The following is a 25062-nucleotide window of genomic DNA, read 5'->3' as shown; positions in this document are numbered from 1 at the left end:
GAATATTAAGGTTGCCAAGAAACAAAATTTTTATAAAGCTTTAAACCGTATTCTGCACTTTTTTCTGGATGAAATTGAGTTGCAAAAATATTATCTCGCGCCACCGCAGAAGTAAACCAATCGCCATATTCTGTAGAACCGGCTGTATCTTCATTACGCTGCGGCACAACATAGTAGCTATGCACAAAATAGAAGCTCGTTAAATCAGGTATGCCATCCCAAAGCGGGTGTTTTCGGTCTTGGCGCACTTGGTTCCAGCCCATATGGGGGACTTTATATGAGGAGCCATCTGGCTGCTTTTGACCAACCAGCTCAAAACGACGCACTTCCCCGGGAATCAAACCCAAACAAGGTGTCCATTGCTCGGTAGCGCGTACCTCTGCACTTCTATCAAATAGCATTTGCTCGCCTACACAAACCCCCAAAAGTGGCTTGCTTTTAGAGGCCTCCAGTAAGGCGTCTAACAATCCAGATTCCTCTAGATGCCTCATGCAATCTGGCATAGCGCCTTGACCAGGCAAAACAACGCGATCTGCAGAATGAATCTCTTCTGGCTGATGAGCAATCAATACATTGTCATCAGGCGCAACATGATGAAATGCTTGATATACGGAACGGAGATTACCCATTCCATAGTCGACGATCGCAATGGTTTGCGCCAAAATTTACCTGTTGTCTACTGTTGTCTACTGAGCAACCGTGGGGAGTCTAGATTAAAGACTTCCTTTAGTTGAAGGAATGGCGCCTGAAGCACGCGGATCAACCGCCAAGGCCATACGCAAAGCACGACCAAAAGCCTTGAACACAGTTTCAATTTGGTGGTGGGCATTAATACCGCGCAAATTATCGATGTGCAAAGTGACTCCAGCATGATTAACAAAACCACGGAAGAACTCAATGCTGAGATCCACATCAAAGTCGCCTACACGTGCACGGGTAAATGGGACATTAAATTCCAAACCTGGGCGACCAGAGAAATCAATCACAACACGAGAAAGGGTCTCATCTAGAGGCACATAAGAATGGCCATAGCGCGTAATACCCGCCTTATCACCCACTGCTTTGGCAAAAGCCTGGCCTAGCGTAATTCCCACATCTTCAACTGTGTGGTGATCGTCAATATGGGTGTCGCCATTTGCAACCACTTTGAGGTCAATCATGCCGTGACGCGCAATCTGATCGAGCATGTGGTCTAGAAAAGGGACTCCGGAGGCTAGCTCAGCCTTACCGGTTCCATCTAAATTGATGGAAATCTGAATTTTGGTTTCCGAAGTGTTTCGGGTGACGTCGGCTTGCCGCATGCTTCATTGCGCCGCGAGGCGAAGTGTTGATTGAAGCCTCATAATATCATTCCTAGAAGAGATTTAAATATCGATATTGCTGCACTTTTATCCCGATTTTTGACCTGAGAACCCTCATGAGCCGTTTTTGGAGCCCCGTTGTTCAAACCCTAACCCCCTATGTTCCAGGGGAACAACCGCAAATGCAGCGGCTGGTAAAACTCAATACCAACGAGAGTCCCTATGGCCCATCGCCCAAAGCGCTTGCTGCTATTGAAGGTCAAAATACTGCCGATTTACGCCTCTATCCCGATCCGGAAGGCGCAGCCCTAAAACAAGCTATCGCTAAATTACATGGCTTAGATGCAAATCAAGTCTTTGTAGGCAATGGCTCTGATGAAGTGTTGGCGCACGTCTTTGCTGGTTTACTCAAGCAAAGTAAACCCGTGCATTTTCCAGATATTACCTATAGCTTCTATCCCGTCTACTGCAAACTTTTTGGAATTAATGCCCAAATAGTTCCCTTGGACGAAAATTTTGAGATTAAAACTGCTGACTACCAATCTCCTAACGGCGGAATTATTTTCCCTAACCCTAATGCGCCAACTGGTAGATCGATTCCCCGCTCAGAAATTGAAGCGCTAGTCTTGCGCAACAAAGATTCAGTACTTGTTATTGATGAAGCTTACGTAGATTACGGGACTGAATCTTGCATTCCACTATTGCGTGGCGCCAACTGTCCAGAAAATTTGTTAGTAGTACACACGCTCTCTAAATCCCGCGCTCTAGCTGGCCTGCGCGTCGGCTTTGCCGTTGGCCATCCAGCTTTGATTGAGGGCTTGGAACGAGTCAAAAATAGCTTTAATTCCTACCCCTTGGGACGCCTTGCTCAAGCTGGTGCGGTTGCAGCCATTGAAGACCAAGCGCACCTAGAAGCAACTTCAGCCAAGGTAATTCAAACTCGTACAAAGTTAATTGAACAACTCGATGCTTTGGGATTTGCAACCCTGCCTTCGACTGCAAACTTTATTTTCACTCGCCATTCGAAGCATGCTGGAGCTAAGCTATATCAAGCCTTGCGGGATCGCGGCATCATCGTGCGTCACTTCAAATCACCACGCATCGAAGAGTTCTTGCGCATTACGATTGGCACAGACGAACAAAGTAATGAACTTGTTGCCGCTTTAAAAGAAATTCTGAATTAAATTTTTAAGAAGTCAGCGCAGGTTTATTACACGCTTACTTCTTTAAGCGCATCTCAGCTGCACGTGCATGGGCTTGTAAGCCCTCACCGTGAGCTAGCGTACTTGCAACAGCGCCCAAGGTTTGGGCGCCAGCTTCACTTACTTCGATCATGCTCGAGCGCTTGATAAAGTCATACACACCCAATGGTGAAGAAAAGCGTGCCGTGCGTGCAGTAGGTAAAACGTGATTAGGGCCGGCGCAGTAATCGCCCAAGGATTCACTAGTGTAGTTACCCATGAAGATGGCGCCCGCATGACGAATTTGGTCAGCCCACTGACGTGGATCGGCAGCGCAAATCTCCAAGTGCTCAGCAGCAATCGCATTAGCAATCTCACAGGCTTCAGACATATCGTTTACCTGAATTAACAAAGCGCGATTTGTGAGTGAAGCTTCAATCACCTTTGCTCTTGGCATTTCAGGGAGGAGCTGGTTGATGCTTGCTTGCACTTGCTCAATATATTGAGCATCTGGACAGAGAAGGATCGATTGAGCCTGCTCATCATGCTCAGCCTGAGAAAACAGGTCCATTGCAACCCAATCCGGAGGAGTAGATCCATCACAAAGAACCAAAATTTCCGATGGGCCAGCGATCATATCGATGCCAACAGTGCCAAAGACTCTCCGCTTGGCTGCAGCCACATAGGCATTGCCAGGTCCAACAATCTTATCAACCGACGGAATAGTTTTAGTGCCGTAGGCTAAAGCGCCAACTGCTTGAGCGCCACCGATCGTAAAGACGCGATCTACTCCAGCAAGATAGGCTGCCGCCAAAACCAAAGGATTGCGCGCACCATCAGGGGTAGGTACCACCATGATCACCTCGGCAACACCCGCTACTTTTGCAGGAATAGCATTCATCAATACGGACGAGGGATAAGCTGCTTTACCGCCTGGCACATAAATGCCAACACGATCTAATGGAGTTACTTTTTGACCGAGACGTGTTCCATCTTTCTCTTCGTACTCCCAAGAGTGGCAACCCGTTTCAATCTTTTGCCTCTCGTGATAAGCACGCACTCTTTGCGCAGCAATATCAAGAGCATTTTTTTGTTCAGCAGATAAAGACTGATAAGCCAGCTCTAAATCTTTGCGAGAAATCTCTAAATCTGAAACACTTGCCACATTCAAGCGATCAAACTGTTTTGTAAAACCCAGAACCGCTTCATCACCTTTGTCTTTAACTGCTGCCAAAATCTTCACTACTGCAGCATCTATCGCCTCATCATCAGCAGACGGCAAGGACAAGCTCGACAACAGAATTTCTCTGAAGCCTGCATCCTTGCTATTGAGGCGTTTTACGTTAATGTTTGAAGACATAGGGAAAAGACTTCTCGATCTGACTACTATTACTTCAGTAGCTCAAAAATAGGTTGTAGCTGCGCACGCTTGCGTTTGTATGAAGCTTGATTGACCACTAGGCGAGCGCTGATATCAGCAATTGGCTCAACTTCCACTAAGCCGTTCGCTTTGAGCGTATTACCAGTAGACACCAGATCCACAATCGCATCTGCCAAGCCGACCAAAGGAGCGAGCTCCATTGAGCCATACAGTTGAATCGTATCGATATGCACACCTTTATTGGCAAAGTGTTCACGCGCGCAATTGACATACTTCGTAGCAACTTTTAAACGAGAACCTTGTTTTACTGCGGCAGCGTAATCAAATCCTTCACGGACCGCGACAGACATGCGGCACTTTGCAATATTCAAGTCGTAAGGGACGTACAAACCATCACTCCCTTTTTCCATCAATACATCCAACCCAGCTACCCCAAAATCAGCGCCGCCAAATTGCACATAAGTAGGCACGTCTGAGGCGCGAACAATAATCAGGCGAACATCTAGATTAGAGGTCTCAATAATGAGTTTGCGTGACTTCTCAGGATCCTCCAGCGGCACTATGCCAACCTTGGACAAGATCTCTGCAGTTTCTTCGAAGATGCGCCCTTTGGAGAGGGCTAAAGTCAATTTCATGGACTAATTATCCATCAGCCTTACTTAACGCGCTCAATATTGGCGCCCAAGAGGGTTAACTTTTGCTCCATGCGGTCATAGCCACGATCTAAGTGGTAAATCCGGTCTACTTGGGTTTCGCCTTGGGCGGCCAATCCAGCAATCACCAAACTAGCCGAGGCCCGCAAATCGGTAGCCATCACAATCGCACCTGAGAGCTTCTCTACTCCCTGGGCAATCGCAGTATTGCCTTCAATAGCAATGTCCGCACCCAAACGATTGAGTTCTTGAACGTGCATAAAGCGGTTTTCAAAAATCGTCTCGGTAATGGTTGAGATACCCGATGCGATTGCATTGACTGTCATGAGCTGCGCTTGCATATCTGTCGGAAAAGCAGGGTATTCAGAAGTGCGGAAGTTGACTGCTTTAGGACGACCCTGCATCGAAGCCTTAATCCAGTCTGGACCAATCTCCATTTGCAGACCCGCTTCTTTCAACTTCACAATCACGGCATCCAAAGTATCGGGACGGCAATGCTTAACGGTGATCTCACCACCAGTAGCTGCAACTGCACATAAGAATGTGCCCGCTTCAATGCGATCCGGAATAACCGAATGTTCTGCACCATGAAGTTTTTCAACGCCCTCGATAACCAGACGATCACTACCAATTCCAGAAATCTTCGCACCCATCTTCACTAACAATTCAGCCAAGTCACCAACCTCAGGCTCGCGTGCAGCGTTTTCTAAGATAGTTGTACCCGACGCCAAAGTGGCCGCCATCAATAAATTCTCAGTACCGGTTACGGTAATCATGTCAGTCAGAATGGAGGCGCCCTTTAGACGATCTGACTGTGACTTGGTTTCAGCCTGAATGTAGCCACTCTTAATCTTGATACTCGCGCCCATCGCCTTCAAGCCTTTGATATGCTGATCTACTGGACGTGCGCCAATTGCGCAACCACCCGGCAACGAAACCTTTGCGCTATGCATTCTGGCCAAAAGTGGGCCAAGTACCAAGATAGAAGCGCGCATAGTCTTCACCATCTCATAAGTCGCTTCTGAACTTTTAATGACCGCCGCGTTCAATACCATGTGACTACGATCACCAGCACTTGGGAAATCGACTGTTACACCAATTTCTTGTAAAAGCTTGAGCATAGTACGCACATCTTGCAAATCAGGAACATTACGCAATACAACTGGTTGATCAGTTAATAGACAAGCGCACAGAATGGGCAATGCGGCATTTTTAGCGCCGGCAATCACTACCTCTCCATTGAGAGGGGTGCCGCCAACCATTCGTAATTTATCCATGAAACGATTCCAGTAAAAACATATTTATTAATTTGTAATGAGTAATGATGTAATTTTTATGCTGCTGAGTTTTGCGCAAACTCTTCAGGTGTAAATGCCTTGATTGATAAAGCATGAACTTCTGCCTTCATACGATCACCCATTGCACCGTATACCAATTGGTGGCGCTGTACCAAACGCTTACCTTCAAACTCGGGGCTCACGATGGTGGCAAAAAAGTGCTGGCCATCACCCTCAACCTGTATATGAGTGCACTGAATGCCTTGCTTGATATAGCCTTCAATCTGTTGTGGGGTGGGTAGCATTTCTTCTCCTAATAAAGCTTGGGGTATCAACAATTAATAGCGGAGCTTATAGCCCTTTTGCAGCAGCCGCAGGGCAATGACTGACACCACTACAAAAAAGCAGAACACAATGACTAAGCTGCTCCAAGGGGAGTTATCTGAAACCCCAAAAAAGCCGTAACGGAAGCCATCAATCATGTAAAAGAACGGATTGAAGTGCGACACCACTTGCCATGCTGGCGGTAAAGAGTGAATAGAGTAAAAGACACCTGACAGCATCGTTGCGGGCATGATGATGAAGTTCTGAAAAGCAGCTAACTGGTCATATTTATCAGCCCAGATGCCAGCAATTAAGCCAAGACTTCCCAAAATAGCTGCCCCCAAGAAAGCAAACGTCAAAATCCATAATGGATATTCCAAAGTGGGTGTTGCGAACCAGATGGTAATTAATAGAACGCCCAGTCCCACAACAATTCCCCGAAATACTGCAGCCAAAATATAAGCAGAGTAAAACTCGAAATGGCTTAGGGGGGCCAACAAAACAAACACTAAGTTGCCGGTGACCTTAGATTGAATCAAAGAAGATGAAGTATTTGCAAAAGCATTTTGCAAAACACTCATCATCACAAGACCAGGAATTAAGAAGGCCGTGTAACTTAAACGTCCGTAGACTTCTCTGCCCTCAAGCACATGGCCAAAGATCATTAGGTAGAGGACAGCTGTAAGCACCGGTGCAGCCACCGTCTGAAAAGCCACTTTATAAAAGCGCTTTACCTCTTTAAACAATAGAGTAGGAAAACCGCTGCCGTACTCTAGGGCAGGTCGATTGAGGCCATGTTTCATTGCGCACTCCCCGACATGATGTTGACAAAGACTTCTTCTAAGTCCGTTTTACCTTCACCATCTTTTTTGACAGATCCATAACGACTTAATAAATTAGCGGTGGTATCTAGAGCCACAATCTTGCCTTGTTTGAGCATGGCAATGCGTTGACACAAAGCTTCTGCCTCTTCCAAGTAATGGGTAGTCAGAACAATCGTATGGCCGTCTTGATTCAACCGGCTAATAAATTGCCATAAGGATTGACGTAACTCAACATCCACCCCAGCAGTCGGCTCATCCAAAATAATGACCGGCGGTCTATGAACTAAAGCCTGAGCTACAAGTACTCGACGCTTCATTCCGCCAGACAAAGAACGCATATTGCTATCTGCTTTGGAGGTGAGGTCAAGATTAGCCATAATCTCATCAATCCACGCATCGTTATTTTTAATCCCAAAATAACCGGATTGAAAACGTAAAGTTTCACGAACAGTAAAAAAGGGGTCAAAGACTAACTCTTGAGGAACCACACCTAACATCCGGCGTGCCTCACGAAACCCCTTCTGAACATCTGCGCCCATGATGGCGGCATGACCATGGCTAGGCCTCACTAGACCAGCCAAAATAGAAATCAAGGTAGTTTTGCCAGCACCATTGGGCCCCAATAAACCGAAAAATTCCCCTGGCTCAATGCTCAATGAAACATCATCTAAAGCCTGAAGTGCTCCGTATTGCTTAGATATATTTTGGATGGAAATTGCAGGATGTATCGTCATTACAAACCTAGCAATACATTTACGCCGTAAACACCAGCGAGGACTTTTAACTTTTCAGGCGCATGCTCAACTGAAATAGATTGGCCACTGGCCAAGAGCTTTTTCTGCCATGCCAACAAAACAGTTAACACTGTCGAATCAAAATCTTTCAATTCGGAGCAATCAATCGAGCGTAAATTTGGACTATTTAACAAGCCTTCTTTTTGTAACTGCAATGCATTTTCTTGCGTCACTTTTTTAGGCAAAAGAAAGGGCATGATGTTTGTACTCATCAATTAATTGGCTGGTTTAGCAGTGGCTAATTGCTTATTGCGGTCTTGCAAAAACTTCACCAAGCCTTCAATGCCGTTTTGACTGATCTGATTAGAAAACTGATTGCGATAAGCCTCAACCAACCAAACGCCCATGATGTTCATGTCGTAGACCTTCCAACCATTAGCTGTTTTTTCAAGGCGGTAATCCAAAGGTACTGGATCGCCACGACCAAGCACTACAGTTTTAACAACTACTTCTCTATCGTCAGGCGCGGCACGCAAAGCCTTAAATTGCACAGTTTGGTCACGTAGCTGGCTCAAAGCGCCTGAGTAAGTGCGAATGAGCAGATTCTTAAACTCGGAAGTCAGTTGAGCCTGTTGCTCGGTCGTTGCCTTTTTCCAGTTAGGACCCATCGCCATTTCTGTAGTGCGACGCATGTCGGTATATGGAACAATTTTCTTCTCGACCAACTCCACAATCTTGGGGATATTGCCTTTTTGAATATCGGGATCAGCCTTCACTGTTGTCATCACCTCAGTGACAACTATTTTAATTAAGACATCCGGCGGAGTTGTTTGATCAGGAGCCTGTGCAAAAAGAGCACCAGAAACCAAAAACAAACTTGTCGCTAAATATTGAGTAAGTATTTTTTGAATTTTCATAGGTTCCATTTCATTATCTGTACATCAATGCGAGTTGATTAAGCCGCTCAGACTTACTGATATCCGTTCTCGTAAGGAGGCATGCTAGGCTCCTCCTCATCTTTGCCCTCGTTAATCTGATAGGCACGTCTTTGGATATAAGCATCTCGTAAGAAGCTGTACTTATCAATTGCAGCGCCATCCAATAAATCACCGGCCTCGTAATAGGTATTACGTGCGTTCACTACACGCAAACCAGTAATACTATTTCGCAGACCCACATCCTTCACATACTTAAATAGATAGTCCGACTCTAAATCGGCTACTGTGCCAAAAGTATCTCGCACATTACTTGGGCCAAAGAACGGAAGAACTACATAAGGGCCTGAGGGCACACCCCAAACACCTAAGGTTTGACCCCAATCTTCTTTGTGCTTCTCAAGACCTCCAGGAGTAGCTAGATCCAAGAATCCACCCAATCCCATTGTTGTGTTGACCACCACGCGCATGAGGTCATTAAAGGCATAGTCCGGCTTACCTTGCAGCAAGTTATACAGAGCAGTATAAATATCGTTGTAGTTGCTAAAGAAGTTATATATTCCATCGCGTACAAATTCAGGCAATACAAAACGATAGCCTGTAACTACCGGCTTAAGGACATAAGCATCTAAGCCTTCGTTAAATTCAAAAACTGAGCGATTGAATGGCTCCCAAGGATCCTGGGGAGAGCGCTCTACGCCAGCAGGAATGGATGCGCAGCCAACCAAAGAGGCCATCAAACCAAGCAAGATTACCATCTTGACTTTGCGCATAAAAAGCAACATCACTTTGCTGCGCCCTTTTCTTGGCCGCTATCTGCTGCTTTATTGTAAAGGAACTGGCTGATCAAGTTTTCTAAAACAATGGCTGATTGTGTCTGCGCAATCTTTTCGCCATTGGTCAACATATCATCTGATCCGCCCGCCTCAAGACCAATGTATTGCTCACCCAATAAGCCGGATGTCAAAATCTTAGCGGATGAATCCTTTGGAAACTTATAGGAGTCTTCAATGGTCATCACCACCGTTGCTTGATAAGTTTTGTCATCGAAGGAAATATTAGCAATTCTGCCAACCACCACGCCTGCACTTTTCACTGGTGCGCGAGGTTTGAGGCCGCCGATATTGTCAAAGCGTGCAGAAATTTTGTATGTTGGCGCAAACGACACTGCATTCATATTGCCAACCTTCAGTGCGAGAAATAGAGCAGCCAGCAAACCAATAGCAACAAAGATTCCTACCCAGACATCAATTGCACTTTTTCTCATAAGAGCCCTAGTTTATTCTTTCTAATTTGAGAACATCATCGCGGTTAGCAAGAAATCCAATGCTAAAACCGATAAAGAAGAGATCACCACCGTACGAGTAGTGGCTTGCGAAACGCCTTCAGGCGTGGGCTTGGATTCATAGCCCTGATAAAGAGCAATAAAAGTGACCGCTACACCAAACACCATGCTTTTAATTAAGCCATTGCCAATATCCGAAAACAGGTCCACTCCGCCTTGCATCTGTGACCAGAAGGCGCCTGAGTCGACTCCAATCAAAGGAACGCCCACAAGGTAACCCCCGAGAACGCCGACTGCTGTAAAAATAGTTGCCAAGATTGGCATAGAAATAATGCCGGCCCAAAGTCGCGGCGCAATCACGCGCCCTAAAGGGTCCACTGCCATCATTTCCATAGCAGTCAATTGTTCACCAGCCTTCATGAGGCCAATCTCCGCAGTTAAAGAAGTGCCGGCTCTACCGGCAAACAATAAAGCGGTAATGACAGGACCCAACTCACGAGTTAAAGAGAGGGCAACCAATAGGCCAAGTGCTTGCTCTGAGCCATAACGATTTAAGGTGTAGTAACCCTGCAAACCTAAGACGAATCCAACAAATAATCCTGAGACTGCAATGATCACAAAAGAATGATTGCCGACAAACAAAATTTGATCAATCACTAAACGTGGTCTTTTGAGCAAGAATCCTGAGCGTGCGATCACTGCCGCAAACATACGAGCAGCTAAACCCAGACTACTTAAGTTGCGACGTACAAAAAATCCAAGGTCGCCAAACAGATTCAGAAGCGTGGTCATGAGGTGCTCATTCCAAAATCTTCTTCTAAGCTTTTTCCTGGGTAATGAAAAGGTACAGGGCCATCTGGCGCTGCATCTAAAAATTGTCTAACAAAAGGATCTGCTGAGCGACTTAATTCCTTAGGAGTTCCTTCAGCACCAATACGGCCATTCGCAATGAAATATACATAATCAGCTATTGCAAAAGTCTCTTCAACATCGTGCGTAACCAATAAACTCGTGGCTCCTAGGGCGTTATTCAGATCACGAATTAAGCGTGCTGTGATGCCAAGAGAGATGGGATCCAGGCCAGCAAATGGCTCGTCGTACATGATGAGGGGTGGATCTAAAGCAATGGCTCTAGCGAGGGCAACACGTCTTGCCATGCCACCAGAAATTTGCGAAGGCATTAAGTCTCTTGCGCTGCGCAAGCCAACTGCATTCAATTTCATAAGCACTAAGGAGTGCAATAGCTCTTCACTGAGATCTGTATGTTCACGAAGAGGAAAAGCAACGTTTTCAAAAACACTCAGGTCAGTGAACAATGCTCCGAACTGAAAAAGCATTCCCATGCGACGACGGGCAGCCATCAACTCGGGACCATTCATCTTGCCAATGTCTTGACCTTCAAATAAAACTTGACCTGATTGAGCATTAAATTGCCCGCCGATCAACCGAAGAATGGTGGTCTTGCCGCATCCGGAGCCGCCCATTACAGCCACTACCTGGCCGCGTCGGAACTCCATATTGAGTCCAGACAAAATCTGACGTTCACCTAGAGCATAGGAAAAGTTGACGTCTTTAATAGCGACGACAACTTCACCTGCAGCTTGCTTGCTTACATCCAAAGAATTTGGCTGGCCACTGTTCATATCCTCGATATTATCGGGGCAAAACAGATGACCCCATTAAATACTGGTCTACTGCTTGGGCGCATTGACGACCCTCACGAATTGCCCAAACCACCAAAGACTGTCCACGACGCATATCGCCAGCAGCAAATACCTTAGGAACGTTCGTTTGGTAGGCATTTTGACCATCTACGGTTGCTTTTGCATTACCGCGAGCATCTTTCTCAACGCCAAACGCGCTCAATACCTGCTGAACTGGGGACACAAAACCCATAGCCAAAAGCACTAAATCTGCCTTAATTTCGAATTCTGAGTTTGGCACTTCAGCCATTTTGCCGTCTTTCCACTCCAGACGAACGCCAATCAGTTTCTCAACTTTGCCGTTTTTGCCTTCAAAACGCTTGGTTCCAACAGACCAGTCACGATCACAACCTTCTTCATGTGAAGAGGATGTGCGTAATTTTGTTGGCCAATATGGCCAAACTAAAGGGGTGTTCTCAACTTCTGGGGGTTGAGGGAGCAATTCAAACTGAGTAATCTTGGTTGCGCCGTGACGGTTTGATGTTCCAACGCAATCTGAACCTGTATCACCACCGCCAATAACAACTACATGCTTATCAGTTGCACGAATTTCATTTTTGAAATCACCAGCATTTTCTTTGTTTTGCGGAATCAAAAATTCCAACGCATAGTGCACGCCAGCCAACTCACGACCTGGAACCGGCAAATCACGTGGCTGCTCTGCACCACCGGTGATCACTACCGCATCAAAGTCTTTCATCAATTGCTCAGGAGAAACTGTCTTATTGGAGTAATTTTTTACTTCGGCGCCAATCGCCTCTTTACCAACGAAAACACCCGTCTCAAATTTAACGCCTTCAGCTTGCATCTGCTCAACACGACGATCAATCAACCACTTTTCCATCTTGAAATCAGGAATACCGTAACGCAGTAAGCCGCCAACACGATCATTCTTTTCAAATACAGTGACGTCATGACCAACGCGAGCCAATTGCTGTGCAGCCGCCATACCCGCTGGGCCACCACCAACTACTGCGATTTTTTTACCAGTCTTCGTTTTGGAAGGTTGCGGCTTAACCCAACCACTTTCCCAACCTTTATCAATAATGGCATGCTCAATAGACTTGATACCGACTGCAGTGCTATTGATCCCTAAGGTACAAGCAGCTTCGCAAGGAGCTGGGCAAATGCGACCAGTAAATTCTGGGAAGTTATTGGTTGATTGCAAAACATCTAATGCATTCTTCCAATCATTCTGAAATACCAAGTCATTGAAGTCGGGAATGATGTTGTTAACTGGGCAGCCGTTATTACAAAACGGGATACCACAATCCATACAACGTGCGCCTTGAATCTTCGCTTCTTCATCAGTTAGTGCTGCCACAAACTCTTTGTAATGATGGAGGCGTTTAACCGGCGCTTCGTACGTCTCACCGACGCGCTCAAACTCCATAAATCCAGTGACCTTACCCATATCGAATCCTTAGTATCTTTTCTTAATGTCTTTATTAATTAAGTGGCTTATGCCGCAACGGTTTTGTTCTGAGCTTTTTCCCACAATTCACCTAGAGCACGCTTGTACTCAGTTGGGAGAACCTTCACAAAGCGACTGCGGGTATTTTCCCAATCAGCCAAGATTGCCTTAGCGCGCTCAGAGCCAGTGTGACGGAAATGACGCTCGATCAAGCCCTTCAAAATTTGCTCGTCCGTCAAACGCTCGCCGCCATCTTTCACATCGATAGGGGCATGCCATTCAGACTTCGGCATCTTGGCAATTTGCTCTGCAGAAGGCAGCACTTTTTCTAGTGTTGCCATGCTGGTATTGCAACGCTTATCGAACAATCCATCCTCGTCGTAAACATAAGCAATACCACCGCTCATACCTGCAGCAAAGTTACGCCCTGTTGCGCCCAATACAACTACTGTTCCACCCGTCATGTATTCACAACCATGGTCGCCAGTACCCTCAACAACCGTTGTAGCACCAGAGTTACGAACTGCGAAACGCTCACCAGCTACGCCATTAAAGAAGGCTTCACCAGCAATTGCGCCGTAGAGAACAGTATTACCAACGATGATGTTCTTAGCGGTATCGCCACGGAACTCATGAGGAGCACGAACAATCACACGTCCACCTGACAAACCTTTGCCAACATAGTCATTACCGTCGCCAACTAAGTCTAATGTGATTCCCCGTGACAAGAAGGCTGCAAAGCTTTGACCAGCTGTGCCATTCAATTGAATGTGAATCGTGTCATCTGGCAAACCTGCGTGACCATAACGCTGCGCAACTTCTCCAGAGAGCATTGCGCCTACAGTACGGTTCACGTTCTTCACCGGAACAATGAAGGAAACCTTCTCGCCACGCTCTAATGCAGGCTCACTCTTCTCGATCAAGATGTTATCCAGAGCACTGGCTAAGCCGTGATCTTGGGTTAACACTTGGTAACGTGGAACTTCGCTTGCTACTTGTGGTTCAGCAAATATCTTGCTGAAATCCAAGCCGTGCACTTTCCAGTTTTCAATGCCCTTACGGGTATCCAACAAATCAACACGACCAATTAAGTCATCAAACTTGCGAATACCGAGCTGCGCCATGATCTCGCGAGCTTCTTCAGCAATAAAGAAAAAGAAGTTCACCACATGCTCAGGCTTGCCTGAGAATTTTTTACGCAATTCCGGATCTTGAGTAGCAACACCAACTGGACAAGTATTCAAATGACACTTACGCATCATGATGCAACCCTCAACCACCAATGGCGCTGTCGCAAAACCAAACTCGTCTGCACCTAACAAAGCGCCAATCACTACGTCACGGCCTGTTTTCATCTGACCATCAGCCTGAACACGAATACGGCTGCGCAAACCATTGAGAACCAATGTTTGTTGTGTTTCAGCTAAGCCGAGTTCCCATGGAGAGCCAGCGTGCTTGATTGAAGACAGCGGAGATGCGCCAGTTCCGCCATCATGACCAGCGATCACAACGTGGTCTGCTTTCGCTTTTGCCACACCAGCAGCAATAGTTCCAACACCCACTTCAGATACCAACTTCACAGAAACGTCAGCCTTTGGATTAACGTTCTTCAAGTCATGGATCAACTGAGCGATATCTTCAATTGAGTAAATATCATGGTGCGGAGGAGGAGAAATCAAACCAACACCCGGCACAGAGAAGCGCAACTTACCGATGTAATCAGATACTTTTCCACCAGGCAACTGACCGCCTTCACCAGGCTTAGCACCTTGGGCCATCTTGATCTGAATCTGATCGGCAGAACGTAAGTACTCAGTAGTCACACCAAAACGACCAGAAGCAACTTGCTTAATCTTGGAACGCAATGAGTCGCCGTCCAACAATGGAATATTAGCCTCAACTACATCGCTACCCAAGATGCTGGCTAAAGTCTCGCCTTTTTTGATTGGGATACCTTTAAGCTCGTTCACATAACGATTTGGATCTTCACCACCCTCACCCGTATTGGACTTGCCACCGATACGGTTCATAGCAATGGCCAAAGTAGCATGGGCTTCTGTAGAGATCGAGCCCAAAGACATCGCGCCCGTTGCAAAACGCTTAACGATTTCTTTTGCAGATTCCACTTCATCCAATGGAATCGCTTTTGCTGGATCGAGCTTGAATTCAAACAAACCACGCAGAGTCATTTGACGCTTGGTTTGATCGTTAATGATGTTGGCGTACTCTTTATAAGTCTGATAGCCCTTCTCAGCACCAATACGAGTGGAGTGCTGCAACTTCGCAATCGTGTCTGGAGTCCACATATGATTCTCACCACGAATACGGAAAGCATATTCACCACCAGCATCGAGCATATTAGTTAAAACTGGATCGTTACCAAATGCAGCTGTGTGCATACGTAAAGCTTCTTCAGCCACTTCAAATACGCCGATACCACCAACATTTGATGGAGTACCCTTGAAGTATTGATCGATGATGTCGTGATTTAAACCAATCGCTTCAAAAATCTGTGAACCGGTGTAGGACATGTAAGTAGAGATGCCCATTTTGGACATGACCTTTTGCAGACCCTTACCTACAGCTTTTACAAAGTTCTTCACTGCTTTTTCAGCAGATAAATCTCCAGACAATCCTTTAGCCATTTCCGCTAAAGTTTCCATGGCGAGGTATGGATGAATGGCTTCTGCGCCATAGCCAGCCAAGAGCGCAAAGTGATGAGTCTCACGGGCGCTGCCAGTTTCAACCACTAAGCCGACGCTGGTACGCAAACCTTTTTGCACCAAATGCTGATGGATAGCAGATGTTGCCAACAAAGCCGGAATGGCGACATGCTTCTCATCAACCTGACGATCGCTCACGATCAAAATGTTGTAGCCAGAACGTACGGCATCTGCAGCCTCAGCGCACAAGGATGCCAAGCGAGCTTCAATGCCCGCTTTACCCCATGAAGCTGGATAGCAAATATCCAATTCGTAAGAGCGGAATTTGCCATTGGTGTAGTGACCAATGTGGCGAATCTTGGTGATGTCATCAAAATCCAAAATGGGCTGACTAACTTCTAAACGCATTGGAGGGTTGATGTTATTGGTATCTAATAAATTAGGCTTTGGCCCAATGAAAGAAACTAAAGACATCACCATATTCTCGCGAATCGAGTCGATTGGAGGATTGGTCACCTGCGCAAATAATTGCTTGAAGTAGTTATAGAGAGGCTTGTCCTTATTAGACAGAACAGCCAATGGACTGTCATTACCCATTGAACCAATAGCCTCTTCACCATTCATGGCCATTGGTGCCATCAAGAATTTGATGTCCTCTTGCGTATAACCAAATGCCTGTTGACGGTCTAATAATTTAGCTGCCGGACGAATAGTCGTTTTCTCGTCAATCAAATCTGCTTTGCTGGCATCAACTTCATCCAACTTCACACGAACTGCGTCGATCCAGCTCTTATATGGCTTGGCTTTAGAAACGGCATTCTTGAGCTCAACGTCATCAATAATGCGACCTTGCTCCATGTCGATCATGAACATCTTGCCTGGCTGCAAACGCCATTTTTGAACGATCTTACTTTCAGGAATTGGCAATACGCCCGCTTCAGAACCCATGATGACCAAGTCATCGTCGGTTACGTAATAACGTGCTGGACGCAAACCATTTCGGTCCAAGGTTGCGCCAATTTGACGACCATCAGTAAATGCCATCGCCGCAGGTCCATCCCATGGCTCCATCATTGCTGCGTGATATTCGTAGAAGGCACGACGATTGTCATCCATCAACGCATGCTGTTCCCATGCTTCAGGAATCATCATCATCATGGCCTGGGCTAAAGGGTAGCCAGACATCACCAGCAACTCTAAGCAGTTATCAAAGCACGCAGTATCTGACTGACCTGGATAAATCAACGGCCAGAGTTTTTGCAAATCATCGCCAAGAACTGGGGAGCTAATAGCGCCCTCACGTGCATTAACCCAATTGACGTTACCTTTAACAGTGTTGATCTCACCGTTGTGCGCAATCATGCGATATGGATGCGCTAATTCCCATGCGGGGAAAGTATTAGTGGAGAAACGTTGATGCACTAAAGCAAGCGCGGATACAGTGCGCTTGTCTTGCAAGTCTTGGTAATAAGCACCGACTTGATTCGCTAACAGCAAACCCTTGTAAACAATGGTTCTAGCGGACATTGATGCAACGAAATATTCTTTGCCATGCTTCAAATGCAAATCTTGAATTGCATGACTTGCTGTTTTACGAATCACATACAACTTACGCTCGAGCGCATCGGTTGTCATGATGTCGCGGCCACGACCAATAAAAATTTGACGGATAAATGGCTCTGTCATTTGTACTGTTGGAGACATCGGCAATTTCACATCTACCGGAACATCTCTCCAGCCCAAAACAACTTGCCCCTCTAAGCGCACAGTGCGCTCTAGCTCTTGTTCGCAGGCCAAACGGGAAGCATGCTCTTTCGGCAAGAAAATCATGCCAACGCCATACTCACCTAATGGTGGCAAAGTCACGCCTTGCTTTGCCATTTCTTCGCGATACAAAGTATCTGGGATCTGAATCAAGATACCGGCGCCATCGCCCATTAACGGATCAGCGCCAACCGCTCCCCGGTGATCTAAGTTCTCAAGGATCTGTAAACCCTGAGAAACGATCTCATGAGATTTCTTGCCTTTAATATGTGCGACGAATCCTACGCCGCAAGCGTCATGCTCATTTCTAGGGTCATATAAACCTTGAGCGATAGGGCGAAGATCTGTATTTAATTTTGTAGTCATAGTATTTCCGAGGGGCGACAAAGGCCTAATTACTTTTGGAGGATCCAATATAGGTGAATACCCACACCGATGCAATAAAAATAAAATGAGTCTGTCCCATTTATTTAGATGTCGCACCAATATGAATTCTATATATGGGGACAGAGTCGAAATACTCAATACCCTATTGGAAATATAGGGAAAGCATTAATCAACTAAGTGATTGAATTTAAAGAGTGAATTTTTCTAGGGCGCCCACGATGGCGAATTAATGCAAGCTCCGGAGTATCTTTAAAGAGCTTTTTGGCATAAATATCACTGACCCAAGGCTTGGATCGCAATAGAGATTCTGTGATTTGGCGGTCTTCCCAGTGAGGCGCACCCTCTTTTACAAAGTTTGACCAGCTCATCTGCCTCTCAAAAGGGGTGTTACCCAACTTCCAAAAATGCTGATGGTCTACCAACCAAGGCTCTGCATTGCCACCAATGTGGGTTGCAAAACTCGTCCATGTAGAGCTTTGGGGATTGGATTCATATCCAGCCCTGACCGGGTTGAGCTCTATATAACGCTGGCAGCGTAAAAAATAATCCGGGTCAATCAAAGATGAGCGATATCGCCCCTCCCAAATGGTTCCCGAGCGGCGATGCTGTTGATTGAAATATTGGGCATAACGGCGACCAAGAGACTGCATTGTTTTCGCCAGCGAATCTTCGCTTTGGGGAGTCATGAGCAAATGCACATGGTTAGGCATTAAAGCAAACGCATGCACGGCACAACCAAACTGCCTAGCAGCTTCACGCAGCCACTCTAAATAAGTGCGCCGATCTTCATCGGCAAAGAAAATATTTTCACGATTATTGCCGCGGACCATCACATGCATTGCTTGGCCTGGTATTACTGTGCGCGCTTGCCGTGCCATGTTGAAAACGAACTATTGCAGTTCGCGCACACCGCCATTGGTAGCAAAGTCCGGGATAAACCAGTCGCCATCAACTTGCGTTACGCCGCTTGGCACTTCGCGAGAGATCTGAGGGCTATCCTTTAATGCAGTCGCCATATAAGAAATCCACATTGGCAAAGCAAGTCCGCCACCAGTCTCTCGATCGCCCAAACTCGCAGGCTTATCAAAGCCAATCCATGCAATCGCAACTACTTTAGGGTTATAGCCAGCAAACCAGGCATCATGCGAATCATTCGTTGTGCCTGTTTTACCTGCAATGTCGCTTCGTCCCAACTTACCACGCGCTGAGGCTGCGGTACCCGTCTTGGTTACTTCTTGCAGCATGCTATCCATTACAAATGCAGTGCGCGCATCTAATACACGAGGCGCATCTTCACCCGCATGCGTAGGCTTTGCTTCGAACATGACGGTGCCTTTAGAGTCCACCATCTTGTCAATCAAGAATGGATCCACACGATAGCCCCCATTGGCAAATACACTATAAGCAGAGGCCATCTGCAACGGGGTTACAGAACCCGCGCCCAAAGCCATTGTTAAGTAAGGGGGGTGCTTTTCTGGCTCAAAGCCAAAACGCTGAATATATTCTTGCGCATAAGAAGGGCCGATGGCGCGAATAATGCGAACCGACACTAAGTTCTTTGATTTTGCCAAGGCATTGCGCAGGCGCATCATGCCATCATATTTGCCATCGTAGTTTTTTGGCTCCCAAGCCTGACTGCCAGTCTCCATGCCACCAATAGATAAAGGTGCATCGTTCACCATCGTACTTGGGGTAAAGCCTTTTTCAATGGCGGCGGCATAGATAAATGGTTTAAATGAGGAACCAGGCTGACGTAAAGCTTGCGTCACGTGATTAAATTGGTTACGACGGAAATCAAAGCCGCCCACTAAAGATAGAATTGCGCCGGTCTCTGCATTCATGGACACAAAGGCAGCCTCAACTTGTGGCAGCTGGGCCAATTTCCAAACCCCTCCATCTGAAAGAAGTCGCACTATAGCGCCAGGGCGCAAGCGTTTTTTGGGCTGAGTGCTATCAGTAATAGAAGCAGCCGCCAATTTCATACCCTCACCTTTAATAGTGATGGTGTCACCAGTCGAAATCATGACTTGCATTTCTTTCGGTTTAACGTCGAGCACAATCCCAGACTGCAAATCATCCAACTGCGGATAAGCAAGTAATGCCTCGTCAATCGCGCGCTGGCGCTTCACAGAGTCTTCGGGAAGATCGATAAAACCCTCAGGGCCACGATAAGCATGCCGTAAATCGTATTCAAAAATTCCACGTCGGACTGCTTTATAAGCGGCATCTTGATCGGCTTTTAAGATAGTCGTGTAGACGTCGATCCCTTGTGAATAGATTGCCTCTCCATACTGCGTGAAGAGTAATTGACGAACCATTTCAGCGGGGAAGTCAGCACGAACCGCAAACTCATTACCCAAGCCGCGAATATGTAATTCTTCAATCATCGCTTTTTGGTATTCCTCTGGTGTGATGTAACCCAGATCGCGCATGCGCTGAAGAATGTACTCTTGACGAATCTTGGCACGGCGGTAGTTGGTCACTGGGTTATAAGCCGAAGGCGCCTTAGGCAGGCCAGCCAGCATTGCGGCTTGAGCAATGCTAATGTCCTTCAATTCAATACCAAAGTAAATTTGCGCTGCGCTTGAGAAACCAAAAGCTCTTTGACCCAAGAAAATTTGGTTCATATAGATTTCTAAAATCTTGTCTTTAGTCAGTTGAGATTCAATCTCCCATGCCAAAAGAATTTCGTAAATCTTGCGGCTAAATGTCTTCTCGTTACTTAAGAAGAAATTTCTTGCCACCTGCATTGTGATGGTCGAGGCGCCCTGAGCTAAATGTCCGCGGAGATTGGCAACCCCCGCTCTAAGAACCCCAACGTAGTCAACCCCGCCATGGGAATAGAAACGATCGTCCTCTGTAGCAATAACGGCGTTTCGCATTGCCATCGGAATTTCATTTAGCGGGATGACTTTACGACGCTCTTCACCAAACTCACCAATCAATACCTTATCTGCGGTGTAAATCCGCAGAGGTGTTTTTGGGTTGTAATCAGTTAAAGCGGAAATTTTTGGCAAATTCGGCTTGGCAATTAAAAAAGCATAACCAAGGACCAGTGACAGGGCTATCGCGCCTACAGCGGCAACAATGAGTAAAGCCTTTATTAAAGGGCTGCCTGATGAATTCCCTGGCAAGCCAGGCTCTACTCGTGAATTCCGAGGGCGTCTATCGGATGGACGAATGGGACGCTGATTCAGCGGCGGCTTGTCTTTTGGAGGTAAGGCCATATGTCCAAATTATAGGGCGCTTAGACAATTCCCCTAAAACCTCCAAAATTCTTGTTTTGCTTATAGATAAGATCTGATTTCTGACGGTGGGTTCAATCTAGGCTGATGGATTTTCGGTACCCAAAACAGAAGAATATGGGTATGCCAGCACGCCATATTTCCAGCCAATCTTTTGATGAAATTCTGAGTGATCTCGGCGATGACCCAGCCATCCCCGACCCCCATGGAATACGCAAGCCCCCTCCCCATCAAAGCACACCGCATAGAGCTCCAAACCAAGGCAGAAGCAATCCCTTTACGGAGTCCTTAAATCCTATTCAGATCCGCAATTCACTACAAGGAATTGCGCTTCCAATCGCCTTGATTGGCGTCTTGCTGGCAGCAGCTATTGCATTTTTTGTGGCCTACACCTCACTGAATAAGCAATCCCAAGATGCCTTGGAGAGACCCCAACAACAGCTTTTGGAATTGAAAAAAGAGATGCTATTAATGCGTGATCAAATTAACAATGATCAAGATGAGCTATATCTAGCAATAGATGAAATAGAAGTAAGTATTCACTTATTAAAGGAAAGAAAGCCTGAAACAAGGACTCTGAACAGGCCGCAAGCACCAACCCATGAGTCCGAGCTACGCCGCTGGCAGTACCTTGGCACATCCCAAATGGGCAACACCCAGCAAGCCTATTTTCATACAGGGAAAAGCCATCTTGTCTTTGAGAGGGGGGCGCAGGTTTTAGGGGGATGGCACCTAAGCTCTATCGAAAAAGGACTTGTGACCCTGACCCATTCCCAGGGCAAATCTCTGGTTCTGAAGGCTTCAAAAAGCGAATGAAGCTCAGCCTAAATAACCCCCAGAAATACTTCAAACTGCTCACCTCTTGGTTAGCTGTATTGATGCTTTTATCCAGCAATACAGCAATGGGTAATGCGCCCTCACAAAATCATTTCCTGATCCCTATTAGCCTGCAATTTACCGGTATTGAATTAACTGAACTTTTAGAAACTATGGCGAAATTGGGTAATACCAATTTTTTATTAAGCGAATCCATTAAAGGGAAGATCTCGATAGACCTTAGAAATACCCCTTGGCAAACAGCCCTTCACTCTATTCTGGCGAGCCGCGGTTTACGACTGGTGCGCAACGGAGAAATCTACTGGATTGGGCCTCACGCAGAAATCCAAGCCTTTCAGAAATTCCGGCGTGAAGAGGCCGCCCTTCCGTTTGGTGGAGACCACATGAATAGTCCCAGGCAAATCCTCATAGAAGCCCGAATAGTTGAGGCTGATGAACGCTTTGCCCGTGAGCTAGGGGTTAAGCTGGGATATCAAGCTAATGGTATCGGAGATAAAACAGATCAAAAATTAATTGGCAGCATGGATCTGGGTGGCGCTGGTTTGAGTGGTTTTAATCCAGCAACTATAGCCGCAACCTTAGTCTCCAGAAATGGGAGCCGCATTCTGCAGGCAGAACTTTCTGCGCTTGAGTCTGAAGGTCAGGGAAAGATTCTTTCTAACCCACGCATCATGACTGGCGACCAGGTGAAGGCAACCATTGAGCAAGGTACAGAACTGCCCTACCAAACCTCGAATCAAAATGGCAGTAAATTGCAATTTAGAAAGGCAAACCTTCGCCTAGAGGTTTTGCCAAAAATCCATCCAGATGGAAAGATATCAATGCTAGTGGGCATTAATAAGGACACGGTAGGCATGAAAACAGAACAGGGATATGCCATTGACACCAAAAGCCTGAGTTCAGAGGTCACCGTTGAAAATGGCGGGACAGCCATCATTGGTGGCATTTTCCAAACCACTGAACGGGAAGACGAAGTCAAAATCCCGCTCTTAGGCGATATACCCCTCATTGGTCATTTTTTTCGCCATAAATCCAAATTACAAGATAAAACAGAGCTACTTGTCTTTTTAACTCCGACTGTTCTCGACAAACCCTAATAAAATCGGAGGGTGAACTCCTCGACAAACAATATCTTTCTAATCGGCCTCATGGGCGCTGGGAAGTCGACCGTTGGTAAGGTCTTGGCCAAAAAATTAGGGCGCCGCTTTCTAGATGCCGACCATGTGATTGAAGAGCGCTGTGGCGTAAAAATCCCCGTCATTTTTGAAATGGAAGGCGAAGAAGGATTTCGCAAAAGAGAAGCTCAAGCCATCCGTGAAATCACTGCCGAGCAAGATATTATTTTGGCAACCGGCGGTGGCGCTGTTCTCTCACCAGAAAATCGGCAGGCATTAAGTGAGGGTGGCACCGTGATTTATCTTCACGCAAACCCAATTGAACTTTGGCATCGCACCAAAGGTGGCGAGGGTCGCCCCTTATTAAAAAATGGGGATGCCAAAAAGATTTTAGAAAACTTATATGCCGTTCGCGATCCTCTGTATCGTGAAATCGCTGACCATGTGATTGAGACTGGCAAGCCTAGCGTTAATCAGCTGGTCAATACCTTAATCATGCAGCTTGAACTTTCCGCTTAAATATATTGGCACTATGATGAAAACACTTGAAGTTGATCTTGGCAATCGCAGTTACCCGATTTATATTGGCAAAGATCTGATTGATCAAGCAAGCTTATTTAAGGCCTGTGAAAAAGCAACCTCTATTTACATTGTTAGTAACACTACGGTTGCCCCGCTCTATGCTGAGCGCCTAACTAAGACGCTGAGCACCTTTGGGAAGCCTGTTAGGACAATTGTTCTACCTGATGGCGAGTCATACAAAGACTGGAAAAATCTTCAGTTGATTTTTGATGATCTTTTAAAGTTTGGCGCTGATCGCCACACCATGTTGGTTGCCCTGGGTGGTGGCGTTATAGGCGATATGACTGGATTTGCTGCGGCTAGCTTTATGCGCGGCATTCGCTTTATCCAAGTACCCACTACCTTGCTTGCACAGGTAGACTCTTCCGTTGGCGGTAAAACGGGCATCAATCATCCGCTAGGTAAAAATATGATTGGCGCCTTTCATCAGCCGGCCGCTGTGATTGCCGATCTCAATACCTTAAAGACTCTACCCCCGAGAGAGCTATCTGCTGGGCTTGCTGAAGTTGTGAAGCATGGCGCTATTGCAGATGCCGAGTTCTTAAATTGGATTGAATCTAATGCCTCACCGCTGCTAGCCTGCGACACAGAAGCAATGGGTCATGCCGTCTTACGTTCCTGTGAAATTAAATCTGCAGTAGTTTCCGCAGATGAAAGAGAGGGCGGTATTCGTGCAACCCTCAATTTTGGTCATACCTTTGGTCACGCAATTGAAGCGGGTATGGGCTACGGCGAATGGCTACATGGTGAAGCAGTCGGATGTGGCATGGTGATGGGTGCGGATCTGTCACGTCGACTCAACTACATTAGCGACGCAGATTTCCAGCGTCTCACCAAAATCATCCAATCTATGAATTTACCAACTACGCCGCCAAAGTTTGGTGTAGGGCGTTATATGGAACTTATGCAGGTTGATAAAAAAACCGAGGGCGGTCAAATCCGTTATGTTGTTTTAGAAAAGATTGGTAAAGCCCAGATTAAAAGCGTAGCTGATGCCCAAGTGATTGAAACTTTAAGTGCTACTGGCGCAGCTTAAATCAAGCTCATATTAACTGCTTGACCAGCCTGAGCGCTCGCAAACTCAGTCAAATCGCTTAACAGCTCTTTTCCTGTTTTGGTATCAAGCCACAAAGGTTGTGCCATAGTGCCAGCCCAGCGATAGTGATATCCACCCGATTTGGCAGCGACCCAAATCTCATGCAAAGGTGGTTGAGTATTAATCACAATGACACTTTTATCCTTAAAACGAATATTAATAACGTTCCCGCCTTGGCGCTCAATATCCAAGTCGAGATCTAATGCTTCATCAGCAGTCTCCAACGCCACCTCTATGGAATGCAATAAATTGCTTCCCAGCTGGTAAAACTGCTTGTCATCGATGGTTTCTACGCCTGGATCGTTTGGATTCATACCGGAGTCCTGCATGCTATATTCAATCATTCGTTTTAGAGACATTC

Annotated in this window: 23 protein-coding genes and 1 pseudogene; 5 read left to right on the top strand and 19 right to left on the bottom strand. The window is 46.3% G+C overall.

The annotated features are described in order from the left end of the window. Positions 1-5: 5 nt before the first annotated feature. Entirely contained in the window at positions 6-662 is a 657-nt protein-coding gene (hisH, locus tag C2755_RS00590) for an imidazole glycerol phosphate synthase subunit HisH (protein ID WP_215321306.1), read from the bottom strand. A gap of 51 nt (positions 663-713) precedes the next feature. After that, the gene (gene hisB, locus C2755_RS00585; RefSeq protein ID WP_215321305.1) at positions 714-1301 is read right to left on the bottom strand and encodes an imidazoleglycerol-phosphate dehydratase HisB; all 588 of its coding nucleotides are present in this window, start codon (positions 1299-1301) and stop codon (positions 714-716) included. Positions 1302-1417: 116 nt separating this feature from the next. On the opposite strand from hisB, the gene hisC reads away from it, so the two are divergent. Next, positions 1418-2485 (top strand): histidinol-phosphate transaminase, encoded by a 1068-nt coding sequence (hisC, locus tag C2755_RS00580; RefSeq protein ID WP_215321304.1) that lies wholly within the window; start codon positions 1418-1420, stop codon positions 2483-2485. Between the two features lie 34 nt (positions 2486-2519). Here hisC and hisD read toward each other — a convergent pair whose 3' ends face one another. The 16 genes and pseudogenes from hisD to C2755_RS00500 all read right to left on the bottom strand — a co-directional run bounded on the left by hisD (position 2520) and on the right by C2755_RS00500 (position 21053). Continuing rightward, positions 2520-3842 carry a histidinol dehydrogenase gene (gene hisD, locus C2755_RS00575; protein WP_215321303.1) on the bottom strand — a complete coding sequence of 441 codons (1323 nt, stop codon included), beginning with the start codon at positions 3840-3842 and terminating at the stop codon, positions 2520-2522. A 29-nt stretch (positions 3843-3871) separates the two neighbouring features. Then, positions 3872-4498 carry an ATP phosphoribosyltransferase gene (hisG, locus tag C2755_RS00570; protein WP_215321302.1) on the bottom strand — a complete coding sequence of 209 codons (627 nt, stop codon included), beginning with the start codon at positions 4496-4498 and terminating at the stop codon, positions 3872-3874. Positions 4499-4518: 20 nt separating this feature from the next. After that, positions 4519-5793: a UDP-N-acetylglucosamine 1-carboxyvinyltransferase gene (gene murA / locus C2755_RS00565; protein WP_215321301.1), complete on the bottom strand. Its 1275-nt coding sequence runs from the start codon at positions 5791-5793 to the stop codon at positions 4519-4521. 56 nt (positions 5794-5849) lie between these two features. Beyond that, entirely contained in the window at positions 5850-6098 is a 249-nt protein-coding gene (locus C2755_RS00560; RefSeq protein WP_215321300.1) for a BolA family protein, read from the bottom strand. Between the two features lie 33 nt (positions 6099-6131). Further along, positions 6132-6920, bottom strand: coding sequence for an ABC transporter permease (locus C2755_RS00555; protein ID WP_215321299.1), 789 nt, complete (start codon positions 6918-6920; stop codon positions 6132-6134). A 65-nt stretch (positions 6921-6985) separates the two neighbouring features. Beyond that, positions 6986-7675: pseudogene (locus tag C2755_RS00550) on the bottom strand (ABC transporter ATP-binding protein); the annotation flags it as partial. Continuing rightward, the gene (locus tag C2755_RS00545) at positions 7675-7947 is read right to left on the bottom strand and encodes a lipid asymmetry maintenance protein MlaB (protein WP_251368490.1); all 273 of its coding nucleotides are present in this window, start codon (positions 7945-7947) and stop codon (positions 7675-7677) included. The gene C2755_RS00545 and the pseudogene C2755_RS00550, both read right to left, overlap by 1 nt. A 3-nt stretch (positions 7948-7950) precedes the next feature. After that, positions 7951-8592 carry a phospholipid-binding protein MlaC gene (locus C2755_RS00540; RefSeq protein WP_215321297.1) on the bottom strand — a complete coding sequence of 214 codons (642 nt, stop codon included), beginning with the start codon at positions 8590-8592 and terminating at the stop codon, positions 7951-7953. Between the two features lie 53 nt (positions 8593-8645). After that, positions 8646-9395, bottom strand: a complete 750-nt coding sequence (locus tag C2755_RS00535) for a VacJ family lipoprotein (protein ID WP_215322234.1) — start codon at positions 9393-9395, stop codon at positions 8646-8648. Further along, complete coding sequence (mlaD, locus tag C2755_RS00530) at positions 9395-9877, bottom strand: outer membrane lipid asymmetry maintenance protein MlaD (protein WP_215321296.1); 483 nt, start codon at positions 9875-9877, stop codon at positions 9395-9397. Before mlaD ends, C2755_RS00535 begins: the two co-directional genes overlap by 1 nt. A gap of 21 nt (positions 9878-9898) precedes the next feature. After that, positions 9899-10687, bottom strand: a complete 789-nt coding sequence (mlaE, locus tag C2755_RS00525; RefSeq protein ID WP_215321295.1) for a lipid asymmetry maintenance ABC transporter permease subunit MlaE — start codon at positions 10685-10687, stop codon at positions 9899-9901. Next, positions 10684-11538 (bottom strand): ABC transporter ATP-binding protein, encoded by an 855-nt coding sequence (locus C2755_RS00520; protein WP_215321294.1) that lies wholly within the window; start codon positions 11536-11538, stop codon positions 10684-10686. The genes mlaE and C2755_RS00520 overlap by 4 nt, the downstream gene beginning before the upstream one ends. A 10-nt stretch (positions 11539-11548) precedes the next feature. Beyond that, positions 11549-13012, bottom strand: coding sequence for a glutamate synthase subunit beta (locus tag C2755_RS00515; protein ID WP_215321293.1), 1464 nt, complete (start codon positions 13010-13012; stop codon positions 11549-11551). A 47-nt stretch (positions 13013-13059) separates the two neighbouring features. Next, complete coding sequence (locus C2755_RS00510; RefSeq protein WP_215321292.1) at positions 13060-17805, bottom strand: glutamate synthase-related protein; 4746 nt, start codon at positions 17803-17805, stop codon at positions 13060-13062. Between the two features lie 194 nt (positions 17806-17999). Then, positions 18000-18704, bottom strand: coding sequence for a transposase (locus C2755_RS00505; protein ID WP_215321291.1), 705 nt, complete (start codon positions 18702-18704; stop codon positions 18000-18002). Between the two features lie 12 nt (positions 18705-18716). Then, entirely contained in the window at positions 18717-21053 is a 2337-nt protein-coding gene (locus C2755_RS00500) for a penicillin-binding protein 1A (RefSeq protein ID WP_215321290.1), read from the bottom strand. Positions 21054-21194: 141 nt separating this feature from the next. Here C2755_RS00500 and C2755_RS00495 point away from each other — a divergent pair, with 141 nt between their 5' ends. The 4 genes from C2755_RS00495 to aroB are packed head-to-tail and all read left to right on the top strand — an operon-like array spanning position 21195 to position 24641. Then, positions 21195-21887 (top strand): hypothetical protein, encoded by a 693-nt coding sequence (locus tag C2755_RS00495; RefSeq protein ID WP_215321289.1) that lies wholly within the window; start codon positions 21195-21197, stop codon positions 21885-21887. After that, on the top strand, positions 21884-23005 hold the full coding sequence (locus C2755_RS00490; RefSeq protein ID WP_251368489.1) for a secretin and TonB N-terminal domain-containing protein: 1122 nt from the start codon (positions 21884-21886) through the stop codon (positions 23003-23005). Before C2755_RS00495 ends, C2755_RS00490 begins: the two co-directional genes overlap by 4 nt. 12 nt (positions 23006-23017) lie before the next feature. Continuing rightward, a complete protein-coding gene (locus C2755_RS00485; protein ID WP_215321288.1) occupies positions 23018-23542 on the top strand; it encodes a shikimate kinase in 525 nt (174 codons plus the stop codon). A gap of 16 nt (positions 23543-23558) precedes the next feature. Further along, on the top strand, positions 23559-24641 hold the full coding sequence (aroB, locus tag C2755_RS00480) for a 3-dehydroquinate synthase (protein ID WP_251368557.1): 1083 nt from the start codon (positions 23559-23561) through the stop codon (positions 24639-24641). Here the strand turns inward: aroB and cyaY are convergent. After that, the gene (gene cyaY / locus C2755_RS00475; RefSeq protein ID WP_251368488.1) at positions 24638-25060 is read right to left on the bottom strand and encodes an iron donor protein CyaY; all 423 of its coding nucleotides are present in this window, start codon (positions 25058-25060) and stop codon (positions 24638-24640) included. The genes aroB and cyaY overlap by 4 nt on opposite strands. Between the last annotated feature and the right edge of the window lie 2 nt (positions 25061-25062).

The sequence above is a fragment of the Polynucleobacter sp. MWH-S4W17 genome (assembly GCF_018687535.1).
Taxonomy (GTDB): domain Bacteria; phylum Pseudomonadota; class Gammaproteobacteria; order Burkholderiales; family Burkholderiaceae; genus Polynucleobacter.
This window is presented reverse-complemented; position numbering and strand designations above follow the sequence as displayed.